This is a genomic window from Propionicimonas sp. (assembly GCF_049840635.1).
In the GTDB taxonomy this organism is placed as follows: Bacteria; Actinomycetota; Actinomycetes; order Propionibacteriales; family Propionibacteriaceae; genus Propionicimonas.
Genome location: NZ_JASGKL010000005.1, coordinates 963,931 through 976,906, shown reverse-complemented (window position 1 = coordinate 976,906; position 12,976 = coordinate 963,931). Strand labels below are relative to the sequence as shown.

Genomic DNA, 12,976 nt, shown 5'->3' with positions numbered 1-12,976 from the left:
GGCGCGCGTCCTCCCTCGCACTGCCAGGCACGGGTCCCTCTCGCGGTCGGGGGCTGCGGTCCACGACGACCGCTCTGGACGGTCTGAAGTCGCGGCCCCTCTCGCGTTGGGGGGCTGCGGAATTGCGCTGGGGATGGGTCAGCGGGGCCTTGACAGCGCCGGAGGGGCGATCCGGGGTGCAGATCCGCAGAGCAGCCGTTCCCGAAGGGCGCCCCGGCGCCAGGTCTCCCGCCGCTACAGGCTGGCCTCGATCCGGACCACCGAACCCGCGGGGGCGTAGGGCACCAGGTTGCCCTCGACCGGGGCGCCGTCGACGACGAGGCTCGCCCGCGACCCGGGGGCTCCGGAGTTGGTCACCTCGACCACGTACGTCGCGCCGCGCAGCTTCCGGGTCACGGTGAACGACGGCACGTCGGGCCCCAGCTGGGGGTCGACGACCAGCCCGTCGTAGTCGGGGCGCACGCCCAGCAGGTACTGCGATACCGCGACGAAGTTCCAGGCCGCGGTCCCCGTGAGCCACGAGTTCTTTGCCTCGCCCTCCCGGACGGCCTGCTTGCCCGCGATCATCTGCGCGTACACGTACGGCTCGAGCCGGTGCACGTCGCTGATCTCCTCGCGGTAGGCGGGCGTGATCCGCCGGTAGTAGTCGAACGCCCGCTCGCCCCGTCCCACCACCGTCTCGGCGATGATCACCCAGGGGTTGTTGTGGCAGAAGATGCCGCCGTTCTCCTTGTAGCCCGGCGGGTAGGTCGACACCTCGCCCAACTCGATCCGGTAGGTCGTGTACGCGGGGTACTGCAGCACCAGTCCGTGCGGGCTGCCGAGCAGCTCACCCACCGAGTCCAGCGCCCGGATCGCCGGGGCGGACGCGTCGTCCGGCCCGGCACCCACGCCGACGCCCGCCATCACGGCGAAGCCCTGCGGCTCGATCCAGATCCGGCCCTCGGTGTCGGCACCGGTCCCGACCGGGTTACCGAAGTAGTCGTACGCGCGCAGGAACCACTCCCCGTCCCAGCCGTGCGCGAGGATCGCCTCCCGCATGGACGCGACGTCCGCCTCGGCCGCGTCCGCGACCCCGGCCAGGCCGCGGCGCCGTGCGATCGCCGCGAACTCGGCGCCGTACAGCACGAACTGGGCGGCGATGAACACCGACTCCGCCGACCCGCCGGCCTTGTTCTCCGTGGTCTGGAACGGCTCCCCGGGCTCGGAGGAGAAGCAGTTCAGGTTGAGGCAGTCGTTCCAGTCCGCGCGCCCGATCAGCGGCAGGCCGTGCGGGCCCCGGTGCGTGCGGACGAACTCGAACGAGCGCACGAGGTGCTCCCACAGCGGCACCTCGCTGCCCGGCTCGTTGTCGAAGGGCACAGGCTCGTCGAGGATCGAGTCGTCCCCGGTCTCCTTCAGGTAGCCGGCGACCCCGGCCACCAGCCACAGCGGGTCGTCGTTGAAGCCGGAGCCGATGTCGTTGTTCCCGCGCTTGGTCAGCGGCTGGTACTGGTGGTACGCGCTGCCGTCCGGGAACTGGGTGGACGCGATGTCGATGATCCGCTCCCGCGCCCGCTCGGGCACGAGGTGGACGAAGCCGAGCAGGTCCTGGTTGGAGTCGCGGAAGCCCATCCCGCGCCCGATCCCGGTCTCGAAGTAGGACGCCGAGCGGGACATGTTGAACGTGACCATGCACTGGTACTGGTTCCAGATGTTGACCATCCGGTCCAGCTTCTCGTCCGGGCTGGTGACCGTGTAGGTCGACAGCAACTCCGTCCAGTGGTCCTTCAGCTCGCCCAGCGCCGCGTCCGCCGCGTCCGCGGTGGCGAAGCGGGCGAGCAGGTCGTGGGCGCCCGCCTTGTTCACGACCTGGTGGGCGTCATCGGCCCACTTCGCGTCCTGCGGGTTCTCCAGGTAGCCGAGGACGTAGACGAGGTCGCGGGTCTCCCCGGGGGCCAGGTCGAGGTCCACGCTGTGCGACCCGATCGGGTACCAGCCGGACGCGACGGAGTCCGCCGAGCGGCCGGCGCGCGGGACGGCTGCGTCCGCGAACCCCGCCCAGGGGTCGCCGAGGAAGGTCTCGCGGTCGGTGTCGAAGCCGGCGGCCGGCACGTTCACGCCGAACACCGCGTAGTGGTTGCGGCGCTCCCTGTACTCGGTGCGGTGGTAGATCGCCGAGCCGCCGGAGGGGGTGGCCGGCTCGACCTCGACCTCGCCAATCGAGAGGTTGCGCTGGTAATTGGTCTGGTCGTCGTAGGCGTTCCAGAGCGCGAACTCCACGAACGAGAACAGCGTGATCCGCTTGGCCGCATCGCCGAGGTTCGTCACCCGGACGCGCTGCACCTCGGCGTTCACCCCGAGTGGCACGAAGTAGGTCGTGCTCACCTCGACGCCCCCGCGCGCGCCGGTGATCACCGAGTAGCCCATCCCGTGGCGGGCCTCGTAGGCGTCCAGTTCGGCCTGGACGGGCATCCACGTCGGCGACCACACGTCGCCGCCGTCGTTGACGTAGAAGTAGCGCCCGCCGGCATCGGTGGGGACGTTGTTGTAGCGGTAGCGGGTGAGCCGGCGCATCCTGGCGTCCCGGTAGAACGAGTACCCGCCGCCGAGGTGCGACAGCAGGGAGAAGAAGTCCTGCGAGCCGAGGTAGTTGATCCAGGGGTACGGCGTCCGCGGCGTGGTGATCACGTACTCGCGGGCCGCATCGTCGAAGTGCCCGTACTGCATCAGGGGTTGCCTCTCCGTCGAGGTGTGTGGTCCGGCTCCCTGGACACCACGGCGAGGTTCGAGTCCCCCGTTCCCGGCCCGCTGGAAGCGCTCTCACGATACCCTGCGTGGACGTCCTCGTGCACGCGTCTTGCCCACGCTTGATACCGCGCGCCATAATGTGGCGACGGTCCCGGGGGGATGACCGTTTTCGGGGCTACCCACAAGGGGATGGGGGTCAGTTCCACTGCTTCACCTCGGGAACACCAGACGCAACCGCGTCCGAATCGCCTGGGGGAAAATGAAGCGGCGTTCGGTAATCTCATTAATGGTCGCACTGTTCGCGACATTCCAAGTTCTCATCAGCGGAGCCGCACCGGCTTCCGCGATCACGCAGCCCGCGGGTCAACTGCCCAGCGACGACCCGGCCGCGTTCACGCCGCACGTTCTGGACGGCTCCGTCTACTCCGTCGTGCAGGTCGGCAACACGATGATCCTGGGCGGCGACTTCAGCCAGGTGCGGAACAACTCCAACACCACGGTGCTCACCCGGAACCGGCTGGTGGCCTTCGACGCCACCACCGGCGTGATCAGCACCACCTTCGCCCCGAACCCGAACGGCACGATCAACGTCGTGCTGCCGGCGGGTGACGGCACCAGCGTCTACGTCGGTGGCAGCTTCACGACGATCTCTGGTCAGTCGGTGAAGAACCTCGCCCGCATCAACGTCGCCGACGGCTCGGTGGTCTCCACGTTCAACGGCGGCTCGCCCACCGGCGTGGTGAAGGACCTCAAGCTATCCAACGGTCACCTGTGGGTCGCGGGTGCGTTCACCCACATCCGCAGCACCGCCCAGCCCGCGCTGGCGACCCTGAACCCGACGACCGGTGCGTTCGACAGCTTCTACCGCGGCACGATCGCCGGCGTGCACAAGGCCGGCAGCGTCACCAACGTCTACAAGATGGACGTGTCCCCGGACGGCAAGCGCCTGGTCGCGGTCGGCAACTTCGACACCCTCAACGGGGTCAAGAACCACCAGCTGGCGCTCCTCGACCTGACCGGCGCCACGGCCGTACCGGCCGACTTCCAGACCAATTTCTACGAGGCCGGTTGCTCGTCGTCGTTCGACACCTACATGCGCGACGTCGACTTCTCCCCGGACAGCACGTTCTTCGTCGTCGGCACCACCGGCGCCTACGGCGGCTCGACGGCTCCGTGTGACACCACCGCGCGGTTCGACGTCTCGCAGACCGGCACCTCCATCCAGCCGTCCTGGATCGACTACACCGGTGGTGACACCACCTACAGCGTCGAGGTCACGAACACCGCGGTCTTCGTGGGTGGCCACCAGCGCTGGCAGAACAACGCCTATGCCGGTGACAACGCCGGTCCCGGCGCAGTGTCCCGCCCCGGCATCGCGGCGCTGAGCCCGGTCAACGGCATCCCGTTCAGCTGGAACCCGACCCGCACGCGCGGCGTGGGCCTGTTCGACTTCCTCAACACGTCCCAGGGCCTCTGGGCGGTCTCGGACACCGACCGGATCGGCAACTACGAGTACCACGGCCGCGTCGCGCTGTTCCCCGCGAACGGTACGACCGTGCCCGCGGTGAGCAGCCCGGCCTTCCCGAACGACGTCTACTCGGCCGGAACCGTCGGTTTCTCCAGCGATCCCCGAGTGCTCTACCGGGTCAACACCGGCGGCAGCGAGGTCGCGGCCAGCAAGGGCATCGACTGGGCTGACGACTCCAACGGCAACAACGTGTACTCCACCCCGCACAACGTCGCCGGCTACAGCACGGTCGGCTCGGTGGACAGCACGGTGCCCGCGGGCACCCCGGCCTCGATCTTCAGCTCGGAGGCGTGGGACTCGTGGGACGCGCAGGAGATGACCTGGTCCTTCCCCGTGCCGGCCGGAACCCCGGTCGAGGTCCGGTTGTACTTCGCCAACCGGTACTCCGGCACCAGCGGAATCGGTCAGCGCGTCTTCAACGTCGATGTCGACGGAACCCGGTTCCTGAACAACTTCGACATCGTCGCCGCGGCCGGTGACAACACCGGCACCATGCGCGCCGACGACATCGTCAGCGACGGAAGCGTGGACATCTCCTTCGGCCACATCACGGAGAACCCGCTGATCAACGGCATCGAGATCGTGCGCACCGACCTTCCTGCGGCCGCGTCCGGCGGACTGTCGAAGCGTTCCTTCAACGGAACCGTCGCGGGTGCCAGCCTCGCTGTCGCTGACGGCGGACTCGACTGGGACACCGTGCGCGGTGCGTTCATGGTCAACGGGTACGTGTACCTGGCCATGTCGGACGGCTCCTTCGTCCGTCGCAGCTACAACGGGTCGACCCTCGGCTCCGCGCAGGCGGTCAACGGCCAGGATGAGATCGTGACGCTGTCGGACTGGCAGGCGGAAGCATCCAGTGCGACCGGAATGTTCTACGAGAACGGCCGGATCTACTTCACGATGTCGGGCAGCAACACGCTCTACTACCGCTACCTGAACGTGGAGAGCGGCATCGTCGGAGCCGTCCGGTACCAGGCCGCCAGCGGCGTCAGTGGCATCGACTTCTCCAAGGTGAGGGGGATGTTCCTCGGCGGTTCGAAGTTGTACTGGGCCACGGTGGACGGCAACCTGCACAGCATCGACTGGAGTGCAGGCGCCGCCAGCGGGACGCCCGTCGCCGACACGGCGGCCGTGGTCTCCGGCCCGAGCGTGGATGGCAACAGCTGGAGTTCGCACGCGCTGTTCCTGTACCAGGACACCAACGGTGACGGTGCCGGACAGCCTCCGGTGGCTGCCTTCAGCCTGAACTGCACGGGCATGACGTGCTCGGTCGACGCCTCGGGCTCCACCGCCACGGGCGCGACGATCACCTCCTACCAGTGGAACTGGGGTGATGGCGCCAGCACCACCGGTGTGACGTCGTCGCACACGTTCACCGCCAGGGGCACGTTCAGCATCACGCTCACGGTCACGACCTCCAAGGGCGCATCGAGCCAGCTCACCCAGCAGGTCACGATGAACATGCCGCCGACCGCAGCGTTCACGTCCAGCTGCACGCTGCTGGCGTGCGGGTTCGACGCGAGCGCGTCGAGCGACGACGCAGGGATCGCCAGCTACGGCTGGGACTTCGGCGACGGGGCCACGGCCACCACCGCCAACCCCAGTCACACCTACGCGACGGCCGGTTCGTACACCGTGACCCTCACGGTCACCGACTCGGACGGCGCTACGGCCACGAAGACGGCTACGGTCAAGGCCGTCGATACCCCGACGGCCGACTTCACGTCGGACTGCACCTCGCTCGGTTGCACGTTCGACGCGTCGGGTTCGGTCGCTCCGGGTTCGACGATCTCGGGCTACGCCTGGTCGTTCGATGACGGCACGGCTGCGGGCACCGGTCAGAAGCCGACCCACACCTTCCCCGCCACCGGCACCTACAACGTGCAGCTCACCATCACGACGGCGGAGGGCCTCACCGCAACGGTGACCAAGGCGGTGTCCGTCACCAGGGTGAACCAGGCGCCGACGGCAGCCTTCAGCAAGAGCTGCACGCAGCTGGTGTGTTCCTTCGACGCGTCCGACTCCAGCGATTCGGACGGCTCGATCGCCAGCTACGCGTGGGACTTCGGTGACGGCACCACGGGCACGGGCAAGACGGTGAACCACACCTTCGCCTCCGGGTCCTGGGACGTGAAGCTCACGGTCACGGACAACGACGGCACGCCGGACTCCGAGACCATGACCGTCGTGGTCAGCTCGGCGTCGGTCAGCTTCGTCGAGGCCGCGTCGGCGAACGGGAACAAGGCCAGCCACGTGGTCCGGATCCCCACGTCGGTGAACGCGGGCGACCGGCTGGTCCTGTTCCTGACGCTGAACTCCACGGCGGCCACGATCACGGCGCCCAGCGGCTGGACCGCGGTTCGCAGCACGGACGGCAGCTCGTTCCTCGGACGGGTGTGGACGAAGGTCGCCACGGCGTCCGACGCGGGCGCCAATGTGACGGTGGGCCTGTCGGACTACGCCAAGGGTGACATCACCGTGGCGGCCTACCGGTCCACCACCGGAACGGTCGGCGTCGCCGATTCGGCGGCGACCACCGCCAGCGCCGCGACGTCGATCACCACGCCGAGCCTCTCGGTGGGTTCTGGTGGCATCGTCGTCAACTACGTGGGCGTCAAGGCGGCTTCGACCGTCACTGCGAACCTGCCGAACGACCTGACCCAGCGCGCGTCCTCCGCGGGCTCGGGCAGCGGCGCCATCTACGCCTGGGGTGCCGATTCCGGCAGCTACCTGAGTGGCGGCACGTTCGGTGGGAAGTCGGTCACGTTCTCGGGGACGGCCACGCGGGCCCTCGCCTACGGGCTGCTCCTGCGGGCACAGTGATCGGAAGGACCCTCCAGATAGGGCCGTTCACGGTGGCGGACCTGGACTACCGCGACGCTGTCCAGGCCGCTGCCACCCTGGCGGTCGGGCCCTCCCACGTGCAGCGCTTCTACGCGCTGCACGTGGGGGACTCAACTCCCGGCACCTCGACGAGTTCGTGGCCGAGATGAACTCCGCCGAACTGGTCTGCGCCGACGGCGGTTCGGTGGTGCTCCTCGGCAAGCTCGCGGGCGCGACCCGGATGCAGCGAGTGCCGACCACCGACGCGGGCTGGGATGTGCTCAAGGCCGTGGGTGAGTTGCTCGGGCGCCCCACGCGGATCGCCCTGGTCGGAGCCCACCAGGAGGTGGTGACGGCCGCGGCGACGACACTGGTCGACGGTGGCGCAGGGGACGTGGTGCTGGTGGAGAACGGCTACCACGACGACTGGACTGCGGTGCTCGAGCGCGTGCGCGAGGCGGCCCCGGACGTGCTCGTGCTGGGCCTGGGTGCCCCCAAGGAGATGCTCTGGGTGCGGGACCACGCCCCCGAGCTCCCCGCCTGTCTCGTGATGACGTGCGGCGGCTGGTTCGGCTTCCTGAGCGGAACCGAGGCCAGGGCGCCCGAGTTCCTGCGCAAACCGGGCCTGGAGTGGCTCGCCCGGGTCGGACAGGCGCCGACCCGCCTGCTTCCGAGGTACCTTCGCGGTATGGCAACGACCGCAGTCCTCGCCGCAGGGATCCTCGTGCGGAGGAGCCGCTCATGGCTCGCGTCCCGCTGATCGTCACCGCCATCGTCGGGGTTGGCCTGTGCACGGGCTGCGTGGGTGCGCCGTCGACCACGGCGACTCCCGTCGCGCCGGCGTCGCCGACCCAGCGAGTCGTCCTGCGGCTGGACTTCGACGGTCCCGATCCGCTCGCGCTCACGGACGGTTCCGCGGCGGTGCGCGCCGCAAGTGTGTTCGGCGGCAAGCTTCAGCTGGTCACCCACGGAGAAGGGAAGGCCGTCGAGTTCCCCAGCTTCAGCTCGGCCGAGAACCCGCCGGGCCTGGTCCTGATCGCCACCGGCGAGGGCGACCAGTTGCCCGACCCCGGCGAGCGGGACTTCTCCTTCGGTGCGGACGTGCTGCTGCACAGTGATGCCGCCGACGCCGAGGACAACGGCGACAACGTCATCCAGCGGGGACTCGCGGCCGATCCGACCCAGTTCAAGCTGCAGGTCGACCACGGCGTCCCCAGCTGCGTGGTCGCGGGGGATGGTGGCCGCGTCATTGCCAAGGGGCACAAGCTGGACTCCGAGGTCTGGTACTCCCTCGCCTGCGCCCGCACGGGCGACACGCTCGTCCTCACAGTGACCCGCGGCGACTCCTCCGACCTCCCGGCGACGGCCTCAGGGAGCGGTCCGATCGGGGCGGTCACGATCGACGCCGATCGCCCGGTTTCGATGGGACGGAAGGTCACAGCCTGGGGCGAGCCGGTGGTGAACCAGCCGGATCAGTTCAACGGTGTGATGGACGCGGTCTGGGTCTCCATCGCCGAGTGACGCGACTGGTGCCGCTCAGCCGAGCAGCTGGGGGTCGTAGCCGGCCCCGACGAGCCAAGCGTTGCCCAACACGCGGAACTGGGAGATGAGGTCGAGGTCGCCCTCGTCCGCTGCCGCCTTGTTGATCTGCTTGGACAGGCTCACCATCTCGGGGAGCTTGTCCGCGCCCGGGCAGTCGGTCCCGTTGTCGGCCAGCTTCTCCACCGTCTTCACGAACGCCGTCGTGTACTTCGGGTGGTCATCGCGCCCGACGGTGTCGATCACGCGCTGCCAGTCCCTGGTGAAGTACGCGACCTGACGTCGGTTCACACCGCACTTCGCGGGGGTGGGATCGGTCTCCGCAGGATCCGGTGTGGCGGTCTCGGACTCCGGGAGTGGTGTCTGGATGGTCGAGGCCACGTCCGTGGGGGTGGCTGTGGCCGAGGGCGCCGGTACGGATGAGGTCGCATCGGGTGATGTCGGAGTGCAACCCGAGAACAGGACCAGCGCCGACGCAACGGCAGGCAACCATCGTCGCATGTTCACCCTCCCCCTTCGGTGACCGTGCAGTTGCCCACACTCTACTCGGCGCAGCAATCGGCTCGCCGTCTCTACTGCACGACGACGATCTCTCAGGCTCGTCTCAGGCTGAGAGCGAGAATTTGGCATTTTCACAGGTTTCGCTCTAAGCTTTCTCTCAGCGCGTCTGGGGTTGGTCCTTCGGGACAGGACCCCCGGGGGGATGCGTCGCTCACTGTCACCCATATAGAGGAATCCCCCCGAATATGTCTCGCTATGACTGGCGCTCGTTACGGCGCATGGCCACTGTGGTCGTCGCAGCCACCCTCGCGTTCGGCTTCCAGCCGTCACCGCTGGCACAGGGCGCTGCCAAGAACCTGGTGGACAACGGCACCTTCTCCGGTGGTGTCACCGGATGGAAGGTGAACGACTCCACCACGACCAAGCTCTCGACGAAGAAGGTCTCCGGCAACAAGGCGGCGCGGCTCACGTCCAAGGTGAAGGGGAGCACGCTCGTCCTGAACGATGCGGTGAACTCGGTCCAGAGCGGCGACGCCTACCTCGTCTACACGGCGACGGCGCGGGTGAAGAGTTCGGTCAAGAAGCGCAACTTCGAACTGCGGGTCCGCGAGGTGTATGCGGACCAGGTGCTCAGCCACTCGACCACTTACACCACGAAGAACAAGTCGTGGCACAAGCTCTCGCTGACCTTCACGACCACGATCCAGGGCGCAGCGCTCGACCTGAACGTCCTCGCCTACGACGTCGCCAAGTCAGCTCTCGTCTACGTCGACTCCGTCTCGCTGACCGTGACCGGAACCGCGCAGAAGAACGAGGCCGCCGAGACGCCGACGCCGTCACCGACGGCCACAGCGACCGCCACGGCCACAGCGACTGCCACAGCGAGCACGCCGGCGACGACGACAGGCGCGTACACGCTGTCCAACGGCTGCACGCTGAACGCCAGGGGCGTTGGCGCCTGCGACCCGCTGGTCGGCGGAGCGGTCGGTTCCAACACCGACCCCACCTCGATCGAAACGAGCGCCGGCGCCCACTTCGGCGTGCGCCGCACGTACTACCAGTCGAACCAGGTGGATGCCGCCATGCGGAACGCCGCGATCGACCTTGCTGCGGGCCGCATCCCGTGGATCAGCTTCAAGCTGCCGTACAACTGGACTGACATGGTCGCGGGCAAGGGCGACGCGTGGGCGACCGACATCGCCCAACGTATCGCCAAGCTGAACGGCCCCGTCTGGGTGGCCTTCCACCACGAGCCGGAGAAGGACGAGCCGGACATCACGAAATGGACGAAGATGCAGGAGCGCCTCGGCCCGATCATTCGGTCGAATGCCCCCAACGCGGCCTTCACCGTGATCCTCACCGGATGGAACCAGCTCTACGGGGCCTCGGAGTTCCGGTTCGACTCGATCTGGCCGAACACCACGGTCGACATCGCCGGCTTTGATGTGTACACCGCCTACGGAACCACCAAGAACGGCACCCTTCGGCTTGGGGATCCCAGCCTCAAGGCGACCTACTTTGACCAGAATCTCCGCCTGGGCCAAGAGCAAGGGCATCGCGTGGGGTCTCGCCGAAACCGGCCTGAACGACCGTGCCAGCGCCGACTACCCGCACTGGATTCGCGACACCTACAGCGAGTTGAAGGCGACCGGAGGCATCGCCCTCGCGTACTTCAACACCACCCTGAACAGCACCACCAACTGGGCGCTGACCACCACGGTCAAGATGAGTGACTTCACCGACACCCTGAAGCAGGCGCCGACTTTCCCCAAGCGCTGAGTGGGCGATTCCATCCGGCATCCGGCTCACCGGGCGACGGGATGCCGGATGGTAGCCTCACGATGGAGGTGGAACTGAAGAACGCAGTCCACCCGGGGACTAGGGGGGTCTCTTGTCGACGAGTGAGTCGGTGAGTTCCAGGTCGGCCTCGTTCAGGTCAGCCTTGGCGCGCGGTCTCGTGCTTTCCATCGCGATCGTGCTGGCTGCCGCTGTGGCCGGCGGGGTGTACGGGTGGTACCGCGAGCGCCTGTCCCAGGCCGAGGCTGTGATCCTGCTCAACCCCCTGGACGGCAACCCGTTCTCGACCTCCGGTCGTGGTGACAGCCTCACCAACCTCGAGACCGAGGCGCAACTGGTCAGGTCGTTCGACGTGGCGGAGCTCGTCCAGCAGAAGACCGGGACGACCCGGTCGACCGCGCAACTGTTCGCCAACCTCGACGTGTCGCCGCCGACCAACACCCAACTCCTCGAAATCAGCTACACCGACCAGGACCCGGACCAGGCTGTCGCTATCGCGCAGGCGTTCGCCGAGGAGTTCCTCTCCTTCCGCGAGTCCAGGGCGCGATCGCTCGTCGACGGCCAAATCGACCTGATCAATCAGCAGATTGACGAACGGAAGGCCGACCAGACTGACCTCGCCGAGGAACTGGCCAAGAAACAGTCCGCCGGCCAGACCGCAGTCCTCCAGACCCAGCTGGATGCGGTGACCACCCAGATCAACCAGCTCCGCGCACGAAGCGCCGAGTTGCAGATCAGCTCGTTCAATCCCGGCCAGGTGGTTACTCCGGCCCGTCTCCACACCGAGGGTCTGCTGGACTCGTGGATCGCCTACGCGGCCGCCGGTGCGCTCGGAGGAGCGTTGCTCGCCCTTCTCATCGCCTTCATCCGGTCCCGGATGGACAACCGGATCCACCACGTCGACGACATCCTGGTGACGGGCCGCACCATCCTGGGAACCGTCAGCCAGACTGACGCCCGCGCGGCCGAGTCGGCCACGGCCAGCGGCGCACCCACACCGGAGTGCTTCCGGAGCCTTCGGGTCGCAATGCTCACCGCAGAGCACCGTCGCCCGGCGGTGGTGCTGATCGCTCCCGGGTCGGACGATCCCGTGCAGAGCCCGGTCAGTGCGGTCGGGCTCGCGCTCGCGCTGGCCGGAGCGAACCTTCGCACCACCGTCGTGGACACGCTCGCCGTCTGGCCCGTGGCGCATGCACGGGAAGGGCAGCAGGGCCTCGCCCAACTGCTGGCCGACGGAGGCGACCCGCGGGACGCGCTGATCGCGGTGGCGGACAACCTGCGGGTGGTCTCGGCCTCGCACGGCGGGGACGGCGCCGACCTGTTCATGTCTCCCGCCATGGCCCGCTTCCTCGAGCGGCTTCGTCAGATCTCGGACATCGTGCTGGTCATCGGTCCCGGCATCGGCGACTCCGCCTCGCTGGCGCTCGGCGACCAGGCCGACGCGGTGATCACCGAGGTGGTCCAGGGCCATTCGCGCATCAAGGAGGCGATCCTTCCGCCGATCCTCAGCGGCCGCGACCTCGGTGTCGTGCTGGTCACCGGGGTGTCCCGGAAGCCCGAGCGGCCACGGCGTGGAGTGGGCGGACAGACGCCCGTGATCCCGGCGTCGATCCCCAGTGCCACGGCTGCGGAGGATCGCGTCGCCGACGATGCGTCGTCCGCGGAGTCTGGCGCGGTCCCGGAGGACCTGCCCGACACGGCTTCGGGCGAGCCGATCGAGTCTCCGGCGCTCGAGGCCGATGTCGATGTCGAGGCGGTGAGCCAGGTCGAGGCGGAAGCTGTGCAGGAGTCCGGCTCGCCAGCTGTCGCGGACTCGGATGCCGGCCCAGCCGCCCGGGTGAGGCGGCGTCGCAACCTGGGCCGGCTCGACGCCTCCCTCGATGCCGAGGACGGGGTGGGGACCCCAGCCAGCCCGACGTCGCCAGAGGACGTCGAGGCCGATGAGGACGCCACCCCCGATGAGGACAGCGTCCTGGACGACGACCACCCGTCTGCGGCGGACGACCATCCGGAGGGCGTCGTGCCCGCTGGCAGTGACGCCGCCTCCGCGTGACCGTG

Annotated in this window: 7 protein-coding genes; 5 read left to right on the top strand and 2 right to left on the bottom strand. The window is 68.4% G+C overall.

Annotation, left to right across the window (positions count from 1 at the left end):
- Nucleotides 1–234: 234 nt before the first annotated feature.
- The gene (locus QM779_RS10350) at nt 235–2,709 is read right to left on the bottom strand and encodes a GH36-type glycosyl hydrolase domain-containing protein (protein WP_428534858.1); all 2,475 of its coding nucleotides are present in this window, start codon (nt 2,707–2,709) and stop codon (nt 235–237) included.
- A gap of 307 nt (nt 2,710–3,016) precedes the next feature.
- On the opposite strand from QM779_RS10350, the gene QM779_RS10345 reads away from it, so the two are divergent.
- The 3 genes from QM779_RS10345 to QM779_RS10335 all read left to right on the top strand — a co-directional run bounded on the left by QM779_RS10345 (nt 3,017) and on the right by QM779_RS10335 (nt 8,602).
- On the top strand, nt 3,017–7,081 hold the full coding sequence (locus QM779_RS10345; protein WP_428534856.1) for a PKD domain-containing protein: 4,065 nt from the start codon (nt 3,017–3,019) through the stop codon (nt 7,079–7,081).
- A 166-nt stretch (nt 7,082–7,247) separates the two neighbouring features.
- Complete coding sequence (locus QM779_RS10340) at nt 7,248–7,841, top strand: WecB/TagA/CpsF family glycosyltransferase (protein WP_428538402.1); 594 nt, start codon at nt 7,248–7,250, stop codon at nt 7,839–7,841.
- The gene (locus QM779_RS10335; RefSeq protein WP_428534854.1) at nt 7,823–8,602 is read left to right on the top strand and encodes a hypothetical protein; all 780 of its coding nucleotides are present in this window, start codon (nt 7,823–7,825) and stop codon (nt 8,600–8,602) included. Before QM779_RS10340 ends, QM779_RS10335 begins: the two co-directional genes overlap by 19 nt.
- 15 nt (nt 8,603–8,617) lie before the next feature.
- Here the strand turns inward: QM779_RS10335 and QM779_RS10330 are convergent, their stop codons facing one another.
- The gene (locus tag QM779_RS10330; RefSeq protein WP_428534852.1) at nt 8,618–8,911 is read right to left on the bottom strand and encodes a hypothetical protein; all 294 of its coding nucleotides are present in this window, start codon (nt 8,909–8,911) and stop codon (nt 8,618–8,620) included.
- Between the two features lie 488 nt (nt 8,912–9,399).
- Between QM779_RS10330 and QM779_RS10325 the strand changes: the two genes are divergently transcribed.
- On the top strand, nt 9,400–10,854 hold the full coding sequence (locus QM779_RS10325; protein ID WP_428534851.1) for a hypothetical protein: 1,455 nt from the start codon (nt 9,400–9,402) through the stop codon (nt 10,852–10,854).
- A gap of 242 nt (nt 10,855–11,096) precedes the next feature.
- Complete coding sequence (locus QM779_RS10320; RefSeq protein ID WP_428534849.1) at nt 11,097–12,971, top strand: hypothetical protein; 1,875 nt, start codon at nt 11,097–11,099, stop codon at nt 12,969–12,971.
- Nucleotides 12,972–12,976 lie beyond the last annotated feature (5 nt).